Consider the following 22728-nt stretch of genomic DNA (forward strand, 5'->3'; position numbering starts at 1 on the left):
CACCTTTTTATTCGATGGCGCGCGCACTGGCCAGTCCGGCGGAGATCAGATCGGCGGGCGCGCCTCGAATCCCAGCACCGCTTCCAGCGCGTGCGCCGCTTGCAATACCTGGGCATCGTGGCCGCGCGGCGCGGCGATGTGCAGGCCCATGGGCAGGCCGGCGGCGGTCAGTCCCATCGGGATGCTGATGGCGGGCTGCTGCGTCAGGTTGAACAGCGAGGTGTAGGGCGTCCAGGCCCGCCGGTTGGGGAATTCCTCGAACTCCTTCGGATAGCTCAGGTTCGCGTCGAAGGCGGGGGCCGCGACCGTGGGCGTCAGCAGCAGGTCGAAGCGCTGGTGGAAGGCGTGCAGGCGCCGCGCCAGGTCCTGGCAGCGCGCCTGCGCACCCATGTAGTCCTCCAGCGCCAGGCCGGCGCCGTCCTCCAGGATGCCGGCCATGACGGGTGACAGCAGCGCGCGCCGCTCCGCCGGCATGTGCTGCAGCGCGTACCGGTATCCCGCCTGCAGCAGGACCAGGTAGTCGTCGATGGGATTGTCGATGTCCGGATCGGCTTCTTCGACGATGGCGCCCAGGTCGGCCAGGCGTCGTCCCATCTGGCCGAAGGCCTGGGCGATCTCGGCGTCGACCCGGGGGGCGTAGCCCAGGGTCAGGCTGAGGGCGACGCGCTTGCCGCGCAGGCCTAGTTCGAGATCGGCGCCCAGGCCGTCGGGCCGCCAGGGCAGCGACATGGCATCGCGCGGATCGGGCCGGGCGATGATGTCCAGCACCGTGGCGGTGTCCCGTACGTTGCGGGCCAGCGGGCCGACGCAGGACAGGCCGCCGGCCACGTTGGGCGGATACATGGGCACCAGGCCGCCTGTGGCCTTGAAGCCGACCACGCCGGTCAGGGCCGCGGGAATGCGCAACGACCCGCCGGCGTCCGAGCCCAGCGCGAAGGGGCAGAAGCCGGCCGACACCGAGGCCGCGCCGCCGCCCGAGGACCCGCCGGCCTGCTTGGCCGTGTCCCAGGGATTGGTGGTGGCGCCGGTAAGCGGACTGATGGTGACCGGACCCGCGCCCAGTTCCGGCATGGTGGTCAGGCCCAGCAGCACCGCGCCGCCTTCCTGGCAGCGCAGCACCGCGGGCGCGGTGTCCGCCACGGGGTCGGCGGGCATCGCGCGCGAGCCGCGCCGGTGGGGCAGCCCGGCCACCATCAGGTTGTCCTTGGCGGTGAAGGGCACCCCGTCCAGCGGTCCGAGCGGCGCGCCGCGCTGCCAGCGCGACTCGCTGGCGCGGGCCGCCGCGCGGGCGCGGTCCTCGTCCAGGATCGTGAACGCGTTGATGCGCTCGTTCAGTGCGGCGATGCGGGCAAGCTGCGATTCGAGCGCCTCGACCGGAGAGATCTCCTTGCGTTCGAAGGCGTGGGCGAGCTGAGCAAGGGAAAGGAACGGCAGGTCTGACATGCTGGTGGGAATCCTGGGTTGGTCGATGGCGCGCTACTGCGGCCGTGCGCCGTCGACGCGCTGGTCGGGGGCCACGACGTCGCCGTCCACGACCATGGGTTGGCCGTCCACGTGGAACGAGCATTTGCGCATGGGGATGTCCAGGTGCGCCTTGGTGCGGCGGCTGCCGCCGGGGCCGGTGGAAAACAGGAAGTTGCCGTAGAACGACCGTGCTTCCATGCCTATGGTGGCGGCCTTGTCGTACAGCCCGAGCGAGGTCCAGCGGGCCTTGGGCTGCAGGCCCCAGCCCAGGTGGGACACCGCATAGGCGTCGGGGTCGTCGAAGCCGCTCAGGTAGGCGTCCAGGAACTCGGCGTCCAGTCCGCCCGAGATGCGCACGATGGCGCCGCGCTCGATCTCCAGCGTGATGGGCGTCTGCACGTAGTTCTTGAACGGCAGGATGATGTCGCCCGGGGCCAGCACCACCACGCCCTCGGCCGTGCCGTCGTCGGGCAGGCGGGCGACGAAGCCGCTGGGCCAGTGGTCCCAGCGGCCGGGGCTGTCCACGTAGCCGTATTCCGCGGTGATGGGATAGGCGCCGACGGAGGCCGTGAGCCGGGTGCCTGCCGCGGAAGTGACGGTGATGCGGCGCCCCTGCGCGTAGGCGTCGCGCGCGGCCAGCACGCGGCGCCGGTCGTCCGGCGAAGGCATGACGCGCGCGAGGACCTCCGGAGGCTCGTAGGCCAGCAGCATGCGGGTGCCGGACTCCAGCACCGCGCGCTGGCCCGGCGTGAACAGCAGGAACACGGTGTCGATGACCAGGTCGGCGGCCTTCATCGCGGCCAGCGCCATGGGGTCGTCGTCGATGGGCGAAGCGCCGCTGACCACGGTGGGATCGGTACCCACTTCGCAGGTATCCCAGTTGGGCGCGATGTCCAGCTTGACCACCCGCGCCTGCAGCGCGGCGGCGGCCCGGGCGGCGGCATCGACCACGCGCGGGTCGGAGTTCTGCGAGGTCAGGATCAGCACGTTCTCGCCGGGGGCCAGCTTCGAGAGCTGCAGGACGTCCGTCCAGCAGCGGGTCAGTTGCGAGGGACTCAGGGGCATGCGGCCTCCGGGATGCCGGGCGCGGTCATGGCCGCTGCCCGAAGCGATTGAACGAATCGTGTTCCAGGCTGAAGGCATCCCCCAGCCGGCAGTAGTCCCGGCCGGCCAGCCGTCCCACGCCGCGCAGCGCGGCCATGTCGATGCGGCCTTGTGCGCCGACCACGTCGGAATCCACGTGGATGGCGACCACCTCGCCCAGGACCAGGGTGTAGCTGCCGCGCGGCAGCGGCAGCGCCTGTGTCAGCGTGCATTCGAACCAGGCCTTGGACTCGGCCACGCAGGGCGGACGCACCAGCGAGGCGGGCGCGGGCGTCAGGCCCGAGGCCTGGAACTCGTCCACGCCGGATGGGTGCGCCTGGGCGCAGGCGTCCTGCTGTGGCGCGATGGCTTCGCCGACCAGGTTGACCACGAATTCCCCGGTGGCGAGGATATTGTTCAGCGTGTCCTTGGGACGGTCCCCGGCGTGGCGGCCGATCGAGATGCACAGGTAGGGCGGATCCGTGGACACGGCATTGAACCAGCTGAACGGAGCGAGGTTGGCCCGTCCGTCGCGGTCGACCGTGGACACCAGCGCGATGGGCCGGGGCACGACCAGCCCGGCCACCAGCTTGTACAGGCGCGCCGGGTCGGTCTGGTCGGGAAGGTAGCGGATCTTCGTGGTCACTCGGGTCGGATGTTGGCTTCGCGGATGACGGTCTTGAAGGTGGTCAGTTCGTCGTGGATGAGCCTGGCCGACTCCGCCGGCGACGCATAGCGGGTAATGATGGACTGGGCCAGCAGCGGTTCCTGCACCGCCTTGTCGGAGAAGACCTGCTTGAAGGCCCGGTCGAGTTTCTCGATGACGGGCGCGGGCGTGCCGGCGGGGGCCAGCGCGAACAGCTTGGCGCTGACATCGTAGCCCTTGAGGCCGGCCTCGGTCGCGGTCGGCACATTGGGCAGCAGGCTGATGCGCTCGGGCGAGGCGACGGCCAGCGCGCGCAGCTTCTGGTTGCGGATGTGGGGCAGCGTGGCCGCCAGGCTTTCTATGCTCATGTTCACCTGCCCGCCCACCAGGTCGAGCAGCGACGGCGAGATGCCCTTGTAGGGAACGTGCAGCAGGTCGACGCCCGCGGCGCGCTTGAACATTTCCCCGGCCAGGTGCTGTACCGAGCCGTTGCCGCTGGAGGCGAAGGTCAGCGCGCCCGGTTTGGCCTTGGCCAGCGCGACGAGCTCCTGGACGGAGGTGGCCTTGACGCCGGGATTGACCACGATCACGAATGGGATGCTGCCGAACACCGAGACCGGGGTGAAGCTTTTCTCCAGGTCGAAGGGCGCGGAGCGTTCGTACAGCGAGGCGTAGATCGCGTGGCTGGTCAGCGAACTCCACAGCAGGGTGTAGCCGTCGGGGTCGGCCTTGGCGACGGATTCCGCGCCTATGCTGCCGGTGGCGCCGGGGCGGTTGACCACGACCACCTGCTGGCCGAGCTGCTTGGCCAGCATGGGGCCGGCCAGGCGCGCGGCCGCGTCCACCCCGCCGCCCGGGGGCCAGGGCACGATCAGGGTGATGGGCCGTTCCGGCCATTCCGCATGGGCCCCCAGGCTGGTTGCCAGCGCGATGGCCCCGATGGCGGTTTTCAAGACTGCTTTGACGTTCATGCTCGACCCTTGATGATGGTGGCGAAGCCCCCGGCTCCCCTGCCGTGGGCGCTTGTACGACCCGGGCCGTGCGGCCCAGTCTCCTTGGTGGTTCGCAATGCGAAACTAAGTTTCGCAAACTTTTGGGGTATCCTACCCAACAACTTTTGCGCGTGTCAACGAAGTTTGCGAGCAGGTCGGATGAGAGGAACTTCCCAATCGAGGGCGATCAGCCCGGTGCCATTTGCCGAGCCGGATGCCGACGAGGATCCGGGCAGGCAATTCGTGACCGCGCTGGCCCGGGGGCTGAGCATCCTCAAGGCCTTCACCCAGGGCGACACGTCGCTGGGCAACCAGGAACTGGCCGAGCGCACGGGGCTGACCAAGCCCACGGTATCGCGGCTGACCTATACCCTGACCCGCCTCGGCTACCTGGCCTGTTCGCCGCAGACCGGCCGCTACGAACTGGGCACGTCCGCGCTGGCGCTTGGATATTGGGCGATGGCCGGGTCCTACATCCGGCAGGTCGCCACGCCGTTGATGGAGCGGGTCTCCGAAGAATTGAACCTGTGCTGCGCCCTGGGATACCGGGACGAGGCCGATGCCGTCTATCTCGAACACACGCGCGGTTCCGGCGCGCTCATCATGAGCGTGCAATCCGGAACGCGCACGCCGCTGGTGACGACCGCCATGGGCCGCGCGCTGATCGCGGTCATGGACCGGCCCGAGCGCGACAAGCTGTTCGCCGCCGAGAAGGTGCGCCACGGCGCGCAGTGGCCCCGGATCCTGAAGGGCATCCAGGAGGGCCTGAAGGACTACCAGGCGCGCGGCTTCACGCTGTCCCTGGGCGACTGGGAAAAGGAAATCAACGCCGTGGGCGTGCCGCTGGAACTGAACGACGGCAACCCGCCCATGGCCCTGATCCTGGGCGGTTCTTCCTATGTGGTCGATCGCCAGCGGCTGGTCGAACACGTCGGTCCCCGGCTGGCCGAACTGGCCGCGCAGATACGCCATGGCCTGAAGTCGCGCGGCTGATTCCCGTCCTTCGCGGCCCCCGTTTTTGCTCATAGATCCATGATTATTTGCAATGCGACATGCGTGAAGTCGCGGCATAAGATGCGCCCGTCCATGACTGAACGAGGATCCGGGCAATGCCGTCTGACCGCAATGCAATCGCCGCGCCGCCGCTCGCGCAACCGGGCCGCAGGCGCGCGCTGAAGGGACTGGCGGGCTACGCCTCGCTGTGCGCCGGGTGCCTGGCGCTGCCGGGCCGGGCCGGCGCACAGGGCGCGGCCGCGCACCGCATCGATACGCACCATCACATCTTTCCGCCGGCCTACCTGGCGGCCGCGCGAGAAGGCGTCGTCGATTCGTCGCCCGGCGCGCCCACGGACATGTTCGACAAGTGGTCGCCGCGCAAGTCGCTGGACGACATGGACAAGCAGGGTGTGGCCACGGCCATCGTGTCGATCTCCACGCCGGGCGTGTTCTTCGGCGACGTGGCGCAGGGCCGGCGCCTGGCGCGCGAGTGCAACGAATACGGCGCGAAGATGATCGCCGACCATCCCGGCCGGTTCGGCATGTTCGCGGCCGTGCCGCTGCCCGACGTGGAAGGCAGCCTGCGCGAGATCGCCTACGCGCTGGACGAGCTCAAGCTCAACGGCGTGGGCCTGCTGACCAGCTACGGTGATCGCTGGGCCGGCGATCCGGCATTCTTCCCGGTGTTCGAGGAACTGAACCGGCGCAAGGCCACGGTCTATTTCCACCCCACGGCCGCCAACTGCTGCGGCAGCCTGGTGCCCGAGACCAAGGTATCGCTGGAGTACCCGACCGACACGACGCGCTGCGCGGCCAGCCTCTACATCAACGGCGTGCTGTCGCGCTGCCCGGACATCCGCTTCATCCTGTCGCACGGCGGCGGGTCGCTGCCCAGCTTCGCCAGCCGCATCGATGCGCTGTTCGCCGGGTCGCCCACCGCGCCGCGCTGGCCGACCCGCGCCATGGACGAATTCCGGCGCCTGCACTACGACACGGCCGCCATCCTGAATCCGCCCGCGATGGCGGCGCTGCGCCAACTGGTGCCGGCCTCGCAGATCCTGATGGGCAGCGACTTCCCCTACCGCTCGGCGGGCCGCGCGGTCAAGGAGATCCGCGACCTCGGCATGTTCACCCAGACCGAGCTCGAGGCCGTCGAGCGCGGCAACGCGCTGCGCATCGTGCCCGGCCTGGCGACGGCCGGCCAGCGCGCCGGCTGAGGCTTACCCGTTCCCGGCCGGGGGCCGGGGACACCCTTCCCATCTGTCAGGAGAAACTCATGCAGCAAGCACCGAACGCGCCGCTGCGGCGCCAGCTTCTTACCGCCGGAGCGGGACTGGCGGCCGTGGTCGGCGCCGCCATGGGCAGCGCGCCGGCCCGCGCCGCGGCGCCGCCTTCGCAGGCCGAGGCGCTGGAGCAATTGCTGAGCAAGCAGGCCATTTCCGAGGTGCTGTACCGCTATCCGCGCGGCCTGGACCTGCTGGACCGGGACATCCTGCTGTCGCTGGGCCATGCCAACGGCACCGTGCAGTTCGGCAAGATGCGCTTCGATCCCTGGGCCTCGTTCGTGGACTGGCTGCTGGAGGCGCACAAGCCCATGCTGTCCAACAACCATCGCATGACCAACATGCTGATCGAGGTGCGGGGTGACAAGGCGGTCAGCGAAACCACCGGCACGGCGACCCTGGTGGTGGCCGTGGAGAAAGATCGGATCGAGGAGCGCTGGATGCACTCGCGCTATCTGGATCGCTGGTCGCGCCGCAACGGCCGATGGGCCATCGACTCCCGCCAGTCGGTCACGGATTTCCGGCGTATCGAGGTCTTCCCCGCCTCCGAGCTGAAGACCCGCTACAGCACGTTGGGGGATCGCCTGGGCAAGGACGATCCGTCATACAAGCTGTTCAATTTCCAATGAGCGCGTCCATGAACACTGTATCGAAGCTGGGAGCGGCGTGCGCGTTGTCGCTGTTGGCCTGGGGGGCCGTGCAGGCGGCCGACCACATGCCGCAGGGCGAACGCACGCAGGGCCGTTCGTACTCGCCTGCGGTGGTGACCGAAGGCGGGCGCATCGTCTGGCTGGCGGGCGAGACGGCCACCACCGACCTGCAGGGCCGCGACATCAAGGGCGACTTCGAGGCGCAGGCGCGCACGGTGTTCGCGCTGATCGACCAGACCTTGAAGCGCGCGGGCGGAAGTCTGAAGGACGTCGTCACCATGACGGTGTACATGACCGACGTGCGCAACGGCGCTACCTTTGCCAAGGTGCGCAGCGAGATGTTCCCCGACCGCCGCTTTCCGGCCAGCGCGCAGATCACGGTCTCGGCCCTGGCCGTGCCGGGCATGCAGATCGAGATCCAGGCCGTGGCGGTGCTGGGCGACAAGTGCTCGCCGGCCTCGCCCTGCCTGCCCAGGTAGCCGGCCGGGGCGGGCCGGGAGGAGGCATCCGATAGAATCGGATGCCTGCCTTCTCCGAGCGTTCCCGACATGCGTGCCAGGACCCCCCGTCGTGCCTCCGATCCGCTGGTGTCCGGCAGCGGACTGCCCGTGGACCTGCGGCGGATCAAGCTGCGCCACCTGGAATGCATGCTCGAGGTCATGCGCACGCACAGCTTGCGCGATGCGGCGCACGCGCTGCACGTGACGGAATCGGCGGCGTCCAAGACACTGCGCGAACTGGAGGCGGAACTGGGCGTGACGCTGTTCCAGCGGTCCAAGCTGGGCACGGTGCCGACGGAGGCTGGCGAGAAGTTCGCGCGCCATGCGGCAAGCGCGGTCGAGGCCCTGAGATGGGGCGCGGCCTCCGCCCGCGGCCTGGCGCCGGCGGGCGCGGCGCTTCGCATCGGCGCCATGCCGGTCGCGGCGGTGAGCTTGCTGCCGTCCGTCCTGCAACGCATGACCAGGCTGGTTCCCGGCTTGACGCTGGAGGTCGTGGCCGGCTCGAAGGCGATCCTGCTCAATCTGCTGCGCGAGGATGCCATCGATGCGGTGCTCGGCCGGCTGCCGCCCGCGGACGACATGCAGGGCCTCTTCTTCGAGCAGTTGCTGCTGGACCGATACATCGCCGTGGTCCGTCCTGGCCATCCTCTGTCCGGACGCCACGGCCTGAGGCTCGCGGACATCGTTTCCTATCCGCTGGTCCTGCCTCCGCCCGAGACCGTCACCTGGTCCGAGATCCAGCGCTTGTTCGTGTCGCAGGGATTGCAGATGAACGAGACACGCATCGAGACGATCTATCTCGAGCTGAGCCGGGCCTGCACACAGACGAGCGACGCCGTCTGGTTCGCGTCGACCCGGCACGTGAAACCGGACCTCGAGCATGGGCTGTTGGACCAGTTGTCGGTCGATTGCTCCATGCTGGAGGCCCCGCTGGGCATCATCGCAAGGCAGGCCACGGGCCGGCATGCGCTCAGGGACCAATTGCTGGAGATGATCCGGCAAGACGTGCTCGGCCCAACTTGACTTTCCATTCCGCTCAACTGAAACGCCGAAAAGTCGTTTTACCCCGCGATATCTCGCCAGTAATCTTCAAGCCAAATCGGACCGCAGTCGGTCCGCCCATTGGAGACACCATGAAGAAGATTCTGTCGAGCGCCGTGTTCGCGGCCTCCGCGCTGGTCGCGTTTTCATCGACGGCCGCGACGATCCAGGCCATCGTGCCGTTTCCCGCCGGGGGTCCCCTGGATCTGGTTGCCCGCATCGTGACGGCGCAAATGCAGCAGACGTCGGGCGATGTGTTCGTGGTCGACAACCGCGGTGGCGCCAACGGCATGATAGGCGCCCGGGCGGCCGCCGGTGGCGCCGTGAACGGTTCCAGCCTGTTGTTTGCCGATGGCGCGATGGTCACGGTCAATCCGCGCCTCTACCCCCGTGATCCGGCGTTCGACGCGGAGCGGGATCTCAAGGTGGTCGCCGCCGTGGCGTTCCAGCCGGCGGTACTGGTGGTGAATACGTCCGTGCCGGTGAAAAGCCTGAAGGACTTCATCGCCTATGCCAAGGACAAGCGGCTGGACTATGCGTCGGGCGGCCTGGGATCGCAGGGACACCTGACGATGGCCGCCTTTGCCGGCGCCGCGGGCCTGGACATGACGCATGTGCCCTACAAGGGAGGCGCGCCGGCCATGAACGATCTCGTCGGCGGCCAGGTCCCGGCGGCATTCGTCGGCGTGGCCGGTGCGATGGGGTTCATCAAGAGCGGCAGGCTGAAGGCGCTGGCCGTTTCGGGGGATCAGCGCATTCCCGCCATGCCCGACGTGCCGACCGTGAGCGAAGCGGGGCTGCCGGGCTTCGTGATGCAAGGGGCGTACTTCGTGATGGTGCCGTCCAAGACCCCCGATGCCGTGGTGAAGACTCTCGAGCAGCGGGTGTTGGCCGCCGCGTCGGACAAGCAGGCGCAGCAGAAGCTGCGCGATCTGGGACTGGATGCGAAAACCATGGACCGGGCGGCCTCCGAGCGCTGGCTGGCGACCGAACGCCAGCGCATGGGCAAGCTGATTGCCGATCACGGCATCAAGGCGGAATAGGACCCGGCATGGCGGCGCATCGCGTGGCATTGATCGCCCCCAGCCACTGGCACTATCCGTTGTACCGTCCGGCCTTTCTCGGGGCGGACATCCGGATAGCGGGAGTCTGGGATCCTTCCGCGCCGCTGGCCCGGCAAGTCGCGGCGGAGTTCGACGCGCCGGTATTCGCCACCGTGGACGAACTGCTGAACCGATCGGACGCCGGGTTCGCGTTCGCCTTCGGCGTGCATGCGGACATGCCGGCCATTGCCGGCCGGTTGATCGACCGGGGCATGCCTTTTTCGATCGAGAAACCCGCGGGCCTGCACGGCGACCACATCGCCGGCATTCGCCGCGCGGCCCGGCGCGCGGGCGTGTTCGTTTCGATTCCGTTCCATTACCGGCTGAGCGCGCTGGCCCGAGCGCTGTCGGGGACGACGGCGCTGCCATCGCCGGATTTTCTCCACGTGCAATGTTCCGTCCATGCCGGCTCGCCGCTGCGCTTCGCCGACTCGTCGCCATGGCTGATCGAGCCCGGGCGTGCCGGCGGTGGATGCCTGATGAACCTGGGCCATCACCCCATCGACCTGCTGTCGTGGATGACGGGCGCCGACGTGGTGTCCGTGCAGGCCACGCTGTCGAACAAGGCATTGCGGCTGGCCGTCGAGGATCATGCCTTGCTGTCGCTGGTGCTGGCGGACGGCACGGTGGCGTCCCTGGAGACCTCGTATCGGCAGCCCGCGCGCGCGGCGGACTACATGGACTTCCATGTCGCGCTTGCCCATCGCGCGTTCACCGCGAAGCGGGATGGGGAGCGCCTGGCGTTCCTGGATACCGCGTCGGGCGATGCGCGGCACGTCGATGGCGGGTGGAGGTTCAAGGACTATTTCGCCGACTACGTCCGTACGACCTTGTCCCGCGTGGAGGCCGGCGCGCCGCCCGTCGCGGGGCTGGAAGACCTGGAAAGGACCCAGCGCGTCATCGATGCGGCCTATCTGTCCGCCAGGACGGGACGGTCCACGGTGCCGCAACGGGTGAGTTCTATCGATTGAATGGAGCGGCGGCACGAGGGGCCGCCGATATGCATATGAATCAAGCATCGACGGTCAGTCTCGTCACCGGCGCGAGCGGCGCCATCGGGGGCGCCATCGCGCGGCGCCTGGCCGCGCTCGGGCACGAGGTCATCAATCTTTCCCTGGAACCGCCCGCCCAGGATCTCCCCGCCATTACCTATTGCGCCGACCTGACCGACCAGGCCGCGACGGCGCGTGCCCTGGAGACGATCGTCGCCCGGCACCGCGTGCGCAACCTGGTCAACAACGCGGGCTTCACGTACGTTCCCCGTCTGGAAGACCTGGACCTGGACCGGGCGCGGTCCATGTTCGAGATACATGATCGCGCGTCGCTGCAGTGCATGCAGGCGCTGGTGCCCGGCATGCGGGCCCTGGGCGGAGGCCGGATCGTCAGCATCGGCAGCCGCATGATGCTGGGGCGGCCCGGCCGCGCGGTCTATGGCATGGTCAAGGCCGGATTGCTGGGCATGACGCGCAGCCTGGCCCTGGAGCTGGCCCGGGATGGCATCACGGTCAACATGGTGAGCCCCGGGCCGATCGAGACCGAGTTGTTTCGTGCCAACCATCCGCCCGGCGCGCCGCAGACCGAGGCCGTCCTGGCCGGCTTGCCCGTCGGCCGGATCGGCAAGCCGGACGACGTGGCCCACGCGGTGTTGTTCTTCCTGGCAGCGGAGTCCGGATTCGTGACGGGACAGAACCTGTTCGTGTGCGGTGGAGGAAGCGTCGGGACCGCCGTCTTCTGACGCCAAGTCGTTTCCATCAGGCAGAAATCCCGGCTGCGGACCGGGGCCCGAGGCATATAGTCCCCCACATATCGCTTCTTCCATTCTCCGGAACGAGGCGGCTGACCACCATAGAGGGGACATCTGGAAATGACACAGGCGGACGACATTCCGGTGCTGATCGTCGGCGCCGGCCCGGTCGGGCTGGGATTGGCGCTGGAGCTATCCTGGCGCGGCATTCCGTGCACGATACTGGAACAGCGAGACGGCTCCATCAGTACGCCCAAGCTGGGCGCCGTGAGCGTCAGGACCATGGAATTCTGCCGCCGCTGGGGCATCGCGCAGCGCGTGCGCGAGACGCCGTTCAACCCCGACTACCAGCTGGACATGGTGTTCTGCACCAGCATGACGGGCCACTTCCTGGCCCGCCACGAGTATCCCAGCCTGCGCGACGATGCGCCGCCCGACGAGAGCCCGGAGAAGAAGTGGCGCTGTCCGCAACTGTGGTTCGACCCGCTGCTGACCCGCTGCGCGACCGAATATCCATCGCTGGACCTGCGCTACTGGCATCGGCTGGAAGGCTTCGAGCAGGACGCCGACGGCGTCCGGGCCGACGTGATCGACCTGAAGACCGAACGGCGCACGAAGCTGCGCGCGCGCTACCTGGTGGCCTGCGACGGCGCGGGCAGCCACGTCCGGCGCGCGCTGGGCATAGACATGGCGGGCACGCGGGCGCTGGACCACTCGGCGGCGCTGTTCTTCCGTTCGCCGGCCCTGACCCGCAGCCATGACAAGGGCGAGGCGGAGCGCTATCTGTTCTTCGGCGCCGAGGGCTTCTGGGGCAACATCAGCGCCATGGACGGCCGCGAGCTGTGGCGCATGACGGTGGTCAGCAACGAGGCGCAGGTCGAGCAGGTCTGCCGCGATGCCGAGGCCTGGGTGCGCCGGGGCATCGGCCGCGACGACGTGCCGTTCGAGGTGATCTCGGCCCTGCCGTGGCGCCGCAGCCAGTTGACCGCGACGCGCTACGGCGACCGCCGGGTGCTGATCGCCGGCGATGCCGCGCACACCATGTCGCCCACAGGCGGCTTCGGCATGAACACCGGCATGGGCGATGTCGTGGACCTGGGCTGGAAGCTGGAGGCCATGCTGCGGGGCTGGGGCGGTCCGCGCCTGCTGGATAGCTACGAGGTCGAGCGCCAGCCGGTGGGCGTGCGCAACGTCAATGCGTCCGCGCACAACTATTTCGCGCTGAAGTCGGTCGAGGACGCCTCGGAACTGATGGAGGACTCCCCGCGCGGCGAGGCGCAGCGCGCGCAGGTCGGCGCCGCCATCGCCCAGGCCACGCACACCGAGTGGGAGACGCTGGGCATCCACCTGGGCTACCGCTACGAGGATTCGCCCATCTGCGTGCCGGACGGCACGTCCGCGCCGCCGGACCATCCGCGCTACTACACGCCCACCACCCGGCCGGGGCACCGCGTGCCCCATGCCTGGCTGGATGACGGCCGTTCCACGCTCGATCTGTTCGGCCGGGGCTTCGTGCTGGTGCGCCTGGGCGCGGAACCGCCCGACGCCGCGCCGCTGGTCGAAGCGGCGAGCCGGCGCGGGGTGCCGCTCACGGTCGTGGACATCGCCTCGCCCCGGGTAGCCGCGTTGTACGAGCGCCGGCTGGTGCTGGTGCGGCCCGATGGCCATTGCGCCTGGCGCGGCGACAGCGCGCCGGCCGATGCGGATGCCGTGATCGATGTCGTGCGCGGTGCCGCCCCGCGTGCCGACGCATCCCGATAAGCGCGGAAGGAGACATGCTCATGAATGGAAAGCCGATCCGGCGCCTTGCGCCGTGGATGTTTGCCGCCGTCGGGGTATTGGCGGGCGCGCAGGCGTGGGCCGTCTATCCCGATCGCCCCGTGCGGTTGATCGTGCCGTTTCCGCCCGGGGGCGCCAGCGACCAGGTGGGGCGGGCGGTGGCCCAGTATCTCGGGCAGAGATTGGGGCAGACCGTGGTGGTGGAAAACCGCGGCGGAGCGGGTGGAGCGATAGGCGTGGCCGCCGCCGCGCAGGCCGCGCCCGACGGCTACACCCTGCTGCTGGGCACGGCCGAGTCCTTCGGCATCGCCGAGAACCTGACGCCGGGCCAAAGCACGCCCGCCGTCCGCGATTTCACGCCCATCGCGCTGGTCACGCGGATTCCCTCGGTGTTCGTGGTCAACCCCCAGGTGCAGGCCAGGACCCTGATGGAGTTCGTGAAGCTGGCGAGGTCCCAGCCGGGGCGCTACCACTTCGGTTCGCCGGGCACGGGCACCAACGTCCACCTGATCGGCGAGATGTTCAAGGCCCGGTTCGGCCTGGACATCGTGCACGTGCCCTACAAGGGCGGCAGCCCGGCGGTGACCGATCTCCTGGGCGGACAGATCGAGATGATGCCTTCGGCCGTGGCGGCGGTCGCGCCGCGGATCAAGGACGGATCCCTGCGCGCGCTGGCGGTGACCAGCGCCGAGCGCTCGCCCATGCTGCCCGAAGTGCCGACCATGGCCGAGGCCGGCGTGCCCGATTTCGTCGCCGGCGGCTGGTTCGGCGTGCTGGCCCGCGCCGGCACGCCGCCGGAGGCGGTGGCCCGGCTCGAACGCGAACTGGAGGCGGTGACCCGGATGCCCGAGTTCAAGGAGCGCATGGCCGGGATAGGCGGCGAAGGCAAGGCGCTGACCGGGCCCGCATTCGGCGATTTCATCACCGCCGAGACTGCGCGCTGGCGCGACATCATCAAGACGGCGGGCGTCAAGCCTGATTGACGATGCAGGCGGGCTGGGCCTTGCCCCGGCGCTAGGGCGGGGGCATCACCGTCCCGCAGGACTTGCAGGTGCGGAATTCCTCGCTGTCGAAGAAGCGCTGGTAGGCCTTGGACACGGGGTCGGCCTTGTAGTCCGCGACGTGGCAGGATTCCTCGTGCAGCAGCGTATCGCAGCTGGGGCAGAACCACTGGAAGCGGTCGATCTCCTCCGGCTTGCGCTTGCGTTCCTGTACCAGCAGGTAGGCGTCGGGCGGGAAGCGCGGCGAATGCGGGATGCCCGCCGGCGTGTAGATGACCGACCCCTGCGGCAGCACGGCGATCTCTTCCTTGCCGTCGGGCGTGCGGTAGTGCAGCTTCATCTCGCCCTTGACCATGTACATCATCTCGTCGCTGGGATTGATGTGGAACTCGCTGCGGTATTCGCGTCCGCGGGCCAGGAACACGAGGGACTCGGGTTCCTGCCAGAGCACGGCCACCCGCTTGCCGCTGGCGGCCAGCTCGTCGCCCTGTTTCATCAGGTCGACGATGGGCATCTTGAACATAGGGCCTCCTCAGCCGAAATAGGCGACGCAGTCGATTTCGACGCGTACGCCCGGGCGGTGCGGCGTGCCGCCTATGCAGGTGCGGGTGACTTTCTCGCCGCCCATGAAGGCGCGGAATTCCTCGTTGAACGCGGGGAAGTCCGCCACGTCGCGCAGGCACACCCGCATGTTGATGATGTTGGCCGCGGTGGCGCCGCCCGCCTCCAGCACCGCCATCAGGTTCTGCAAGGTGCGCCGCGTCTGCTCGCGGATGTCGTCGGACACCACTTCCTTGGAAACCGGGTCCAGGGGGCCCTGGCCCGATACGTAAAGGAAGTCGCCCGCCCGGATGCCCTGGGCCAGCGGCGAGGGCGTGCTCTTGTCGGTGAACCCGGTGACGGGGGCCTGCGCGGACTGCACGATTATCTTAGGCATGTTCGGACTCCTGGAAAAGATGGGTGGACTCCAGCGTTTGCGCGAAGTCGAGCACATCGTCGTCGCGATACTTGCGGCCGACGATCTGCAGGCCGACGGGCAGGCCGTCGGCGTCGGTGGCCAGCGGCATGGACAGGGCCGGCTGCTGGGTCAGGTTGAACGGGAAGGTATAGGGGTTCGCCAGTTGCCAGTTGAAGGTCTGGCGGATGCGGTCGCGCAGGGGATGGCCGTCGGCGCACAGCGCGCCCACCCGCGGCGCGCCGGCCGGGCTGGCGGGAGTCAGCAGCAGGTCGACGTCGGCGAAGGCCAGCGTGAGCTGGGTCGTGGCGTCGCGCAACTGGGTCCGCGCCCGGGCCAGGCGCTCGGCGCCGTGCGTACCGCCGCGTTCGCACAGCTGTTGCAGGCGCGGGTCGAGCAAGGCGCGCTGGGCGGGCGTGGCATCGACGAAGGACTCGTACAGGCGGTTCTCCCACAGGGCCCAGGCGTTCTCGGCCAGCGACATCCAGTCCATGCGCAGGCGCACGACCGAATGCCCCTTGCGGCCCAACCGCTGGGCCAGTTCCTCGATGGCCGTCTCGACCCGGGGATCGAGCCCGGTATCGGGACCGGCGTCGGTCAGGTAGCCGATGGCGGGCCGGCGCGGCGGCAGGTCCTGCGCCCGCGCATACAGCGAATGGGGGTCCAGGGGATGGGGCCGGCCCATGACTTGCAGCGCCAGCCGGCAATCGGTCACGGTACGGGCGATGGGGCCCAGATGCGCGTACTCGGCGAAGGCGCTCAGGCGCGGTCCCGATGGAACGGCGCCGAAAGTGGGCTTGAGCCCAACCAGCCCGCAGTACGAGGCGGGGATGCGGATCGAGCCCCCGGCGTCGCTGCCCAGCGCCAGCGGCCCCCAGCCCTTGGCCACGTGCGCCGCCGCGCCCATGCTCGAGCCGCCCGCGCTGCGGTCCGGTGCCAGCGGGTTGCGCGTGATGCCGGTGTAGGGCGATTCGGAATCGGCCAGCCAGCCGAACTCGGTCGTGGTGGTCTTGCCGAACAGCACCGCTCCGCCCTGGCGCAGCAGCGCCACGCTGGGCGCGTCCGCGGCGGCGGGCGGCGCGCCGGCCGTGATGGCCGAGCCGCGCCGCGTGGGCCAGCCGGCCACGTCGACCAGGTCCTTGATCGACACGGGCACGCCGTCCAGCGGGCCGATGGGCGTGCCGCCGCGCCAGCGCCGGGCCGAAGCCTCGGCGGCTTGAAGGGCGGCGTCGCGGTCCAGCACGCAGAAGGCGTTCAGGTCCCGGGCATCGTCGGCCACCGCGTCCATCAGCGCCGTGGCCAGCTCGAGCGGCGACAGCGCGCGGGCGCGGTAGGCCTCGTGCAGTTCGGCCGCCGTCTTCGACAGCCAGGCGGAGTCCGCTGCGGACATGGATGCGTCTCCTAGCGGGGCTCGATGGTCTCGAACTCGACGTTGGCCAGCCGGCCGTCGACCCGCTGGACCTTGCGCATGTAGACGCGCTGCTTGATGTCGCGCGTGGCGGCGTCGATCTCGATCGGGCCGCGCGGGCTTTCCAGCTTCACGCCCTTCATCGCGGCGATCAGCGCGTCGCCGTCGGTCTTGCCCTGGGTCTTGCGCAGCGCCTCGTAGATCAGGGCCATGCCGTCGTAGCCGGCCACCGCCATGATGTTGGGACGGGCCTGCTGGCCGCGCGCGGCCTTGAAGGCCTGCACGAACTTCTTGTTCAGCGGCGAATCGTGGTCCATGGAGTACGGGTAGCCGGTGACCACGCCCAGCGGCGTGTCGCCCATTGAATCGATGGTGGGCTCGTCGGTGATGTCGCCCGTGCCCACCATGGCGGTGCCGCCCTCGGCCAGGTTGCGGGCGCGGTACTCGCGCATGAAGGACTGGGCGACGTCGGCCCCGTTCACGAAGGCGAAGACGGCCGAGGGCTTCAGATCCTTGATCTTCTGCATGTAGGCCGAGAAGTCCATGGTGCTGAGCGGCGTGCGCACCGAACCCACCACCGTGCCGCCGGCCTTCTTGTACGAATCCATGAAGGCCGCCTCGACTTCATGGCCGGGCGAGTAGTCCGCCACCATCGAATACGTGGTCTTGTACCCCTGCTTGATCATCCATTGCGAGATGGGCGGCACGATGGCCGGCAGCGAGAACGAGGTGCGCACGATGTAGGGCGAGGTGGACGGCAGGCTGCCCGAGGCGGCGTTCATGATGATCATGGGTTTCCTGGCCTCGGTGGCCAGGGGCGCCACCGCCAGCGCGTTGGGCGAGAAGGCGAAGCCGGCGATGAAGTCCACCTTGTCGCGCACCACCAGTTCCTGCGCGTGGCGCTTGGACAGCTCGGGGTTGGGGCCGCCCACGTCCTTGACGATGACCACGATCTTCTTGCCGGCCACGGTGTCGCCGTGCTCTTTCAGGTAGAGCTGCACGCCCGTTTCCATCTGCTTGCCGAATTCCGCGAACGGACCCGACATCTCGCCGATGAAGCCCACCTTCACGACGCCCTGCGCCTGCGCGCAGGCGGCCGCCATCAACGCGCCCGCGGCCAGCCCGCAGCGCAATCCCGTCTTTCTGGTTTTCACGATAAGACTCCTAGACCATGAACTCAAACACGTGCCTCTGACACTTCGCGATGCAGATCCAGGATGCGGTGGATCCGGCTTTGCCGGTCCACTCGCATCGCCCCCTGGGGGGCGCGCGTTAGCGCGTAGGGGGGGGGCTCTTGCCGACCCCCAGTAATTGATCCAGCCGTTCCGTGTCGGCGGCCAGCTCGGCGCTGGCGCCGGCGTAGGCCACCACCCCGCGTTCGAGCACGATGGCATGCTGCGACATGGACAGCGCCAGGACCGGATGCTGCTCGACGATGATGGCGGTCAGGCCTTCGTCGGCGCACATGCGGCGCACCGCTTCGGACAATTCCTCGACGATGATGGGCGCCAGGCCCTCCATGGGCTCGTCCAGCAACAGCAACTGCGGGTTGGTCATCAGCGCGCGGCCGATGGCCAGCATCTGCTGCTCGCCGCCCGAGAGCTGCCCGCCGTAGTTGCCGGCGCGTTCGCGCAGGCGCGGAAAGAGCCCGTACACGCGCTCGAGCGTCCAGTGCGTGCCGCGCGCGATGACTTCCAGGTTCTCGCGCACGGTCAGCGACGGGAACACCTCGCGTTCCTGCGGCACCCAGCCTATGCCCCGGCGCGCGCGGTCGGCCGAGCGCAGGCGGGTGATGTCCTCGCCCAGCCAGCGGATGCGGCCGCGCTTGACTGTGGTGTTGCCCATCAGCGTCTCGAGCAGCGTGGTCTTGCCCACGCCGTTGCGCCCCAGGATGGCCAGGCTCTGGCCGCGCTCGACCGTGACCGACAGGTCGCTCAGCACGACCGCGTCGTTGTAGCCGGCCGTGAGGTTTTCGATTTGCAGGAAATCAGACACGCGAATTCCCCAGGTAGGCCGCCCGCACCTGCGGGTCGGCGGCGATTTCGGCGGGCGTGCCTTCCACCAGGACGGCGCCCGCCACCAGCACCGAGATGCGCTGGGCGAAGCGGAACACCAGGTCCATGTCGTGTTCGATGAAGAGCACCGTCATTTCCGGGGGCAGGCCGGCGATCACCTCGAACAGCTCGCCGCTTTCGTCCTCGGGTACCCCGGCCGCCGGTTCGTCCAGCAGCAGGATGCTGGGCTTGGCCGCCAGCGCCAGCACGATTTCGAGCAGGCGCTGCTTGCCGTAGGGTAGTTCGGCGGTGTCGACGTAGGCGTACTGGGCGAGGTTGAACTGCTTGAGCAGCGCATGGGCTTCGTCGGCCACCCAGGAGCAGCTGCCCAGCGGGCGCCACCAGACCCTGCCCAGCGCCTCGCGCTCGGAGATGGCCAGCGAGGCGGCCTGCAGCGGCGTCAGGCGCGGGAACAGCGTGTTGATCTGGAAGGTGCGCACCAGCCCGCGGTGCACCCGCTTGTCCGCCGGCAGGTGAGTGATGTCGTCGTCATCCAGGCTGATGCGCCCTTCGGTCGGGCGCAGGATGCCGGTCAACAGATTGATCAGCGTGGTCTTGCCGGCGCCGTTCGGGCCGATCAGCGCCTGGCGCGAGCCGGGCGCGATGTCCAGCGTCACGCCGTTGACGGCGGTGAAGCCGCCGAAGCGCTTGGTCAGCTTGCGGGTGCGCAGCGCGGGCGTCGCGATGGTCGCGGTCGTCATGGCCGTTGCCCCCCTACCTTGAACACCCGGGACAGCACGCCCAGCACGCCGCCACGGCCGATCATGACCACCAGGATCAGGAAGATGCCGAGCCAGAACTGCCAGAACTTGGGATCGAAGTCGGAGAAGAAATCGTGCACGGTCATGTACAGCAGCGCCCCGATCAGGCCGCCGTACAGGCGCCCGGTGCCGCCCAGGATGAGGATGATGAGGATTTCGGCCGAGCGGTTGAAGCTGAGCATCTCCAGTCCGACGAACTGCGTGGTCTGCGCCAGCAGCGCGCCGGCCACGCCGGCGATGGCGGCCGAGAAGCAATAGGCCAGGCGCAGGCGCGCGTCCACGGGCGAACCGATGGCCAGCATGCGCCGCCGGTTGTCGTGGATGCCGCGCAGCACCAGCCCGAAGGGCGATTTCAGCATCAGGCGCACCGCCAGGAACATCAGCAGCACGATGCAGAAGGTGTAGATGAAGGCTGTCTTGCCCCAGAGGTCGAAGCGGAACTGGCCAAGCACCGGCCACATGTCCACGCCCTGCAGGCCGTCGGCGCCGCCGGTGATGGGAGTCAGGCGGTTGGCCAGCTCGAAGAACAGCACGCATACGCCTATCGTGATCATCAGGCGGGTCAGGTCGCTGCCGCGCACGATCAGGTAGCTGAGCAGATAGCCCAGCATCGCGCACACCACCAGCGCCAGCACCAGCCCGGAGAACGGTTCGCCCCAGCCATACTTGGCCAGCAGGCCCGCCAGGTACGCGCCTATGCCGAAGAACGCCGCATGGCCCACCGTCAGGATGCCGGCGTAGCCCAGGGCGATGTCCAGCGCGATCGCGAACAGGCCCGTGATCATGATCTGCGTGATCAGGACCAGCTTCTCGGGCAGGAGGAAGTAGGTCGAGGCCAGCGCCAGCCAGAACACCACTTCCAGCGCCACGATCTGGCGCGGATTCAGATTCAGTTTAGTCATACGAGCCCCTTCTTGGGGATCAGGCCGTGGGGGCGGACCAGGAGCACGACCACCATGAACACGTAGATCAGGAAGGCGCCGAGTTCAGGCATGTAGTATTTGCCGCCCACGTCGACGATGCCCACCAGCACCGCCGCGACGAAGGGGCCGACGATGGTGCCGGCGCCGCCCACGCAGACCACGATCAGGAAATAGATCATGTATTTCAGCGGGAAGGACGGATCCAGGCCCAGCATGCCCAGGCCCAGCGCGCCGCCCAGCCCCGCCAGGCCGCAGCCGAACGAGAAGGTGAGGAAGAACAGCCGGTCGACCCGCACGCCCAGGCCCGCCGCCACGCGCTGGTTGTCCACCGCCGCGCGCACCATGGCGCCGTAGCGCGTCTTGTTGATCAGCAGCAAGAGCGCCGCCAGCACGGCGAAGCCCACCACGATCAGGAACAGCCGGTAGGCGCCCACCTCCATGCCCAGCAGCGAGATCTGGCCGCGCAGCCAATCGGGCGCGGTGAAGGGCTGCATGGTCGGACCGAACAGGTAGGTGCCGCCCGCCACGAATACGAACACGATGCCGATGGACAGCAGCACGTGGTCCAGCGGATGCGCGCGGTACAGCCGGCGGAAGAAGACGAATTCCAGCAGCGCGCCCACCACGGCCGCGCTGATGAAGGCCAGTGCCAGGCTGGCGACGAACGGTACTTGCAGCCGGCTCATGGCCAGCGCGGCGACGTAGCCGCCCACCATGGCGAAGGCGCCATGGGCGAGGTTGACGAAATTCATCAACCCCATGGTGATCGACAAGCCGACTCCGATCAGGAACAGCAACATACCGTAGGCCAGGCCGTCGAAGATTACGATGCCCATGTGTGCTTCCAGGTGACGTGCGGGGGGAATATGGCGGCCCGGACGAGGGCGGGCCGCGAAGTGCGGTTAGGACAGTCCATGATCTCCTGCAGATCGCTCCGCCGCAGGGACCATGGCAGACCGGCAAGACGGCTTCATGTCGGGTCCTTCTGGGCGGTGTTGCCATTGTCCGCGCCCGGCCGTGGCCGATCCAGCCACGTATGCTTTTTCACCGGCCTAAAAAACTTATGCCGGCCCGCCCGCGGCAAAGCGGGCGGGGCCGGGCGCGTGCTGCTTTACTTGATCTTGCCGGGGTCCTTGACCGCATCGAGATGCGAGAACTCGACGTTGTACAGGTGGTTGCCGCGGCGTTCGACCTTGCGGATGTAGATGTTCTGCACGATGTCGCGCGTTTCCGGATCGATCATGACGGGACCGCGCGGGCTTTCCCACTTGGCGCCCTTCATGGCCTCGACCGCCTTCGTGCCGTCGATCTTGCCGTTCAGCTTCTTGATGGTCTCGTAGATGAGCGCCATGCCGTCATAGCCGCCCACGGCCATGAAGTTGGGGCGGATCGAGGTGCCGAACTGCGACTCGTAGCCCTTGATGAAAGCCTTGTTCTTGGCCGAATCGTGGGCGGCGGAATAGTGGAACGAGGTGGTCAGGCCCAGCGCCACGTCGCCCATGCTGTCCAGGAACATGTCGTCGGTGCCGTCGCCCGTGCCCAGGGCCTTGATGCCGGCCTGCTCCAGGCCGCGCTCGCGGTAGGCGCGCAGCATCAGCACCGACAGCTCGCCCGAGGGGAACCACAGGAAGGCGGCATCCGGCTTGGCATCCTTGATGCGCTGCATGTAGGGGCCGAACTCCGGGTTCTTCAGCGGTACCGCCACTTCGGCCACGATCTTGCCGCCGCCGCCCGTGAAGGTCTTGCGGAACTGGGCGTTGGCGTCCTGGCCCGGACCGTAGTCGGCGTACAGCGAATACACCGTCTTGACGTTGTTCTTCAGCGCCCAGTCGGCGATGGCGTAGGCGTTCTGCGGCAGCGTCATCGAGGTGCGCACCACGTAGGGCGAGCGCTCGGTGATGGACGAGGTGGCGGCGTTCATGACCACCATCGGAATCTTGGCCTCGGTGGCCAGCGGGGCCACGGCCAGCGCGTTGGGCGTGAAGCCGAAGCCGGCCAGGAACTCCACCTTGTCGCGGGTGATCAGTTCCTGCGCGAGGCGCTTGGCCACCTCGGGGTTGGCGCCGCCCACGTCCTTGATGATCAGCTGGATCTTGCGGCCGGCCACCACGTCGCCGTGTTCCTGCAGGAAGAGCTTGGCGCCGTTGCTCATCTGCAGGCCGTACTCGGCCTGCTGGCCCGACATTTCGCCCACGAAACCGATCTTCAACGGGGTCTGCGCCGCGGCCGTGCCGCCCAGCGCCATGCCCAGTACACAACCCCACAAACGTATTTTCATTGTCGTGTTCCTCCGGATAAGGAATGAGGTCTTGCGCGATCTGCCGCGCCTGATACCAATTGTGACG

The 22728-nt window shown here is 68.5% G+C and carries 23 protein-coding genes; 10 read left to right on the forward strand and 13 right to left on the reverse strand.

Translation table 11 applies throughout. The annotated features are described in order from the left end of the window. Nucleotides 1–45 precede the first annotated feature (45 nt). Genes EGT29_RS00795 through EGT29_RS00810 form a run of 4 tightly spaced genes read right to left on the reverse strand, consistent with a single transcriptional unit; the run spans nt 46 to nt 4164 of the window. Nucleotides 46–1443 (reverse strand): amidase family protein, encoded by a 1398-nt coding sequence (locus tag EGT29_RS00795; protein ID WP_124687242.1) that lies wholly within the window; start codon nt 1441–1443, stop codon nt 46–48. 33 nt (nt 1444–1476) lie between these two features. Then, the gene (locus tag EGT29_RS00800) at nt 1477–2529 is read right to left on the reverse strand and encodes a 2,5-dihydroxypyridine 5,6-dioxygenase (protein WP_124687243.1); all 1053 of its coding nucleotides are present in this window, start codon (nt 2527–2529) and stop codon (nt 1477–1479) included. Between the two features lie 25 nt (nt 2530–2554). Further along, nucleotides 2555–3193, reverse strand: a complete 639-nt coding sequence (locus EGT29_RS00805; protein ID WP_202865576.1) for a flavin reductase family protein — start codon at nt 3191–3193, stop codon at nt 2555–2557. Continuing rightward, nucleotides 3190–4164, reverse strand: a complete 975-nt coding sequence (locus EGT29_RS00810; protein WP_124687244.1) for a tripartite tricarboxylate transporter substrate binding protein — start codon at nt 4162–4164, stop codon at nt 3190–3192. The genes EGT29_RS00805 and EGT29_RS00810 overlap by 4 nt, the downstream gene beginning before the upstream one ends. 180 nt (nt 4165–4344) lie before the next feature. Here EGT29_RS00810 and EGT29_RS00815 point away from each other — a divergent pair, with 180 nt between their 5' ends. From EGT29_RS00815 to EGT29_RS00860, 10 genes are all read left to right on the forward strand, one after another. Further along, a complete protein-coding gene (locus EGT29_RS00815) occupies nt 4345–5178 on the forward strand; it encodes an IclR family transcriptional regulator (RefSeq protein ID WP_161567645.1) in 834 nt (277 codons plus the stop codon). Nucleotides 5179–5294: 116 nt separating this feature from the next. Next, nucleotides 5295–6398 (forward strand): amidohydrolase family protein, encoded by a 1104-nt coding sequence (locus tag EGT29_RS00820; RefSeq protein ID WP_124687246.1) that lies wholly within the window; start codon nt 5295–5297, stop codon nt 6396–6398. Between the two features lie 59 nt (nt 6399–6457). Further along, nucleotides 6458–7093, forward strand: a complete 636-nt coding sequence (locus tag EGT29_RS00825) for a nuclear transport factor 2 family protein (protein WP_124687247.1) — start codon at nt 6458–6460, stop codon at nt 7091–7093. An 8-nt stretch (nt 7094–7101) separates the two neighbouring features. Continuing rightward, nucleotides 7102–7593 carry a RidA family protein gene (locus EGT29_RS00830; protein WP_238160252.1) on the forward strand — a complete coding sequence of 164 codons (492 nt, stop codon included), beginning with the start codon at nt 7102–7104 and terminating at the stop codon, nt 7591–7593. A 69-nt stretch (nt 7594–7662) separates the two neighbouring features. Continuing rightward, complete coding sequence (locus EGT29_RS00835; RefSeq protein WP_124687248.1) at nt 7663–8637, forward strand: LysR substrate-binding domain-containing protein; 975 nt, start codon at nt 7663–7665, stop codon at nt 8635–8637. Between the two features lie 110 nt (nt 8638–8747). Continuing rightward, nucleotides 8748–9698 carry a tripartite tricarboxylate transporter substrate binding protein gene (locus EGT29_RS00840; protein ID WP_124687249.1) on the forward strand — a complete coding sequence of 317 codons (951 nt, stop codon included), beginning with the start codon at nt 8748–8750 and terminating at the stop codon, nt 9696–9698. Between the two features lie 8 nt (nt 9699–9706). Then, complete coding sequence (locus EGT29_RS00845) at nt 9707–10729, forward strand: Gfo/Idh/MocA family protein (RefSeq protein WP_124687250.1); 1023 nt, start codon at nt 9707–9709, stop codon at nt 10727–10729. A 35-nt stretch (nt 10730–10764) separates the two neighbouring features. Continuing rightward, nucleotides 10765–11493, forward strand: coding sequence for an SDR family oxidoreductase (locus tag EGT29_RS00850; RefSeq protein ID WP_124687251.1), 729 nt, complete (start codon nt 10765–10767; stop codon nt 11491–11493). 129 nt (nt 11494–11622) lie between these two features. Next, entirely contained in the window at nt 11623–13263 is a 1641-nt protein-coding gene (locus tag EGT29_RS00855) for an FAD-dependent oxidoreductase (RefSeq protein WP_124687252.1), read from the forward strand. Nucleotides 13264–13283: 20 nt separating this feature from the next. Next, nucleotides 13284–14264 carry a tripartite tricarboxylate transporter substrate binding protein gene (locus tag EGT29_RS00860; RefSeq protein ID WP_124687253.1) on the forward strand — a complete coding sequence of 327 codons (981 nt, stop codon included), beginning with the start codon at nt 13284–13286 and terminating at the stop codon, nt 14262–14264. Between the two features lie 31 nt (nt 14265–14295). Here the strand turns inward: EGT29_RS00860 and EGT29_RS00865 are convergent, their stop codons facing one another. From EGT29_RS00865 to EGT29_RS00905, 9 genes are all read right to left on the reverse strand, one after another. Continuing rightward, complete coding sequence (locus EGT29_RS00865; protein ID WP_124687254.1) at nt 14296–14805, reverse strand: cupin domain-containing protein; 510 nt, start codon at nt 14803–14805, stop codon at nt 14296–14298. Between the two features lie 9 nt (nt 14806–14814). Further along, the gene (locus tag EGT29_RS00870; protein WP_124687255.1) at nt 14815–15219 is read right to left on the reverse strand and encodes a RidA family protein; all 405 of its coding nucleotides are present in this window, start codon (nt 15217–15219) and stop codon (nt 14815–14817) included. Beyond that, the gene (locus tag EGT29_RS00875) at nt 15212–16627 is read right to left on the reverse strand and encodes an amidase (RefSeq protein WP_124687256.1); all 1416 of its coding nucleotides are present in this window, start codon (nt 16625–16627) and stop codon (nt 15212–15214) included. The genes EGT29_RS00870 and EGT29_RS00875 overlap by 8 nt, the downstream gene beginning before the upstream one ends. Nucleotides 16628–16638: 11 nt before the next feature. Beyond that, the gene (locus EGT29_RS00880; protein WP_238160253.1) at nt 16639–17799 is read right to left on the reverse strand and encodes an ABC transporter substrate-binding protein; all 1161 of its coding nucleotides are present in this window, start codon (nt 17797–17799) and stop codon (nt 16639–16641) included. Nucleotides 17800–17917: 118 nt separating this feature from the next. After that, nucleotides 17918–18640: an ABC transporter ATP-binding protein gene (locus EGT29_RS00885; RefSeq protein WP_124687257.1), complete on the reverse strand. Its 723-nt coding sequence runs from the start codon at nt 18638–18640 to the stop codon at nt 17918–17920. Next, nucleotides 18633–19400, reverse strand: coding sequence for an ABC transporter ATP-binding protein (locus EGT29_RS00890; protein WP_124687258.1), 768 nt, complete (start codon nt 19398–19400; stop codon nt 18633–18635). The genes EGT29_RS00885 and EGT29_RS00890 overlap by 8 nt, the downstream gene beginning before the upstream one ends. Next, complete coding sequence (locus EGT29_RS00895) at nt 19397–20362, reverse strand: branched-chain amino acid ABC transporter permease (protein WP_124687259.1); 966 nt, start codon at nt 20360–20362, stop codon at nt 19397–19399. Before EGT29_RS00895 ends, EGT29_RS00890 begins: the two co-directional genes overlap by 4 nt. Next, on the reverse strand, nt 20359–21219 hold the full coding sequence (locus tag EGT29_RS00900) for a branched-chain amino acid ABC transporter permease (protein ID WP_124687260.1): 861 nt from the start codon (nt 21217–21219) through the stop codon (nt 20359–20361). The genes EGT29_RS00895 and EGT29_RS00900 overlap by 4 nt, the downstream gene beginning before the upstream one ends. Before the next feature lie 275 nt (nt 21220–21494). Next, nucleotides 21495–22661 (reverse strand): ABC transporter substrate-binding protein, encoded by a 1167-nt coding sequence (locus tag EGT29_RS00905; protein WP_124687261.1) that lies wholly within the window; start codon nt 22659–22661, stop codon nt 21495–21497. Between the last annotated feature and the right edge of the window lie 67 nt (nt 22662–22728).

This window comes from Pigmentiphaga sp. H8, assembly GCF_003854895.1.
Taxonomy (GTDB): domain Bacteria; phylum Pseudomonadota; class Gammaproteobacteria; order Burkholderiales; family Burkholderiaceae_B; genus Pigmentiphaga.

Coding starts and splice junctions, on each gene's coding strand:
- EGT29_RS00795 (WP_124687242.1), bottom strand. CDS start 1,443: ATGTCAGACCTGCCGTTCCTTTCCCTTGCTCAGCTCGCCCACGCCTTC.
- EGT29_RS00800 (WP_124687243.1), bottom strand. CDS start 2,529: ATGCCCCTGAGTCCCTCGCAACTGACCCGCTGCTGGACGGACGTCCTG.
- EGT29_RS00810 (WP_124687244.1), bottom strand. CDS start 4,164: ATGAACGTCAAAGCAGTCTTGAAAACCGCCATCGGGGCCATCGCGCTG.
- EGT29_RS00815 (WP_161567645.1), top strand. CDS start 4,345: ATGAGAGGAACTTCCCAATCGAGGGCGATCAGCCCGGTGCCATTTGCC.
- EGT29_RS00820 (WP_124687246.1), top strand. CDS start 5,295: ATGCCGTCTGACCGCAATGCAATCGCCGCGCCGCCGCTCGCGCAACCG.
- EGT29_RS00825 (WP_124687247.1), top strand. CDS start 6,458: ATGCAGCAAGCACCGAACGCGCCGCTGCGGCGCCAGCTTCTTACCGCC.
- EGT29_RS00830 (WP_238160252.1), top strand. CDS start 7,102: ATGAACACTGTATCGAAGCTGGGAGCGGCGTGCGCGTTGTCGCTGTTG.
- EGT29_RS00835 (WP_124687248.1), top strand. CDS start 7,663: ATGCGTGCCAGGACCCCCCGTCGTGCCTCCGATCCGCTGGTGTCCGGC.
- EGT29_RS00840 (WP_124687249.1), top strand. CDS start 8,748: ATGAAGAAGATTCTGTCGAGCGCCGTGTTCGCGGCCTCCGCGCTGGTC.
- EGT29_RS00845 (WP_124687250.1), top strand. CDS start 9,707: ATGGCGGCGCATCGCGTGGCATTGATCGCCCCCAGCCACTGGCACTAT.
- EGT29_RS00850 (WP_124687251.1), top strand. CDS start 10,765: ATGAATCAAGCATCGACGGTCAGTCTCGTCACCGGCGCGAGCGGCGCC.
- EGT29_RS00855 (WP_124687252.1), top strand. CDS start 11,623: ATGACACAGGCGGACGACATTCCGGTGCTGATCGTCGGCGCCGGCCCG.
- EGT29_RS00860 (WP_124687253.1), top strand. CDS start 13,284: ATGAATGGAAAGCCGATCCGGCGCCTTGCGCCGTGGATGTTTGCCGCC.
- EGT29_RS00865 (WP_124687254.1), bottom strand. CDS start 14,805: ATGTTCAAGATGCCCATCGTCGACCTGATGAAACAGGGCGACGAGCTG.
- EGT29_RS00870 (WP_124687255.1), bottom strand. CDS start 15,219: ATGCCTAAGATAATCGTGCAGTCCGCGCAGGCCCCCGTCACCGGGTTC.
- EGT29_RS00875 (WP_124687256.1), bottom strand. CDS start 16,627: ATGTCCGCAGCGGACTCCGCCTGGCTGTCGAAGACGGCGGCCGAACTG.
- EGT29_RS00890 (WP_124687258.1), bottom strand. CDS start 19,400: ATGACGACCGCGACCATCGCGACGCCCGCGCTGCGCACCCGCAAGCTG.
- EGT29_RS00895 (WP_124687259.1), bottom strand. CDS start 20,362: ATGACTAAACTGAATCTGAATCCGCGCCAGATCGTGGCGCTGGAAGTG.
- EGT29_RS00900 (WP_124687260.1), bottom strand. CDS start 21,219: ATGGGCATCGTAATCTTCGACGGCCTGGCCTACGGTATGTTGCTGTTC.
- EGT29_RS00905 (WP_124687261.1), bottom strand. CDS start 22,661: ATGAAAATACGTTTGTGGGGTTGTGTACTGGGCATGGCGCTGGGCGGC.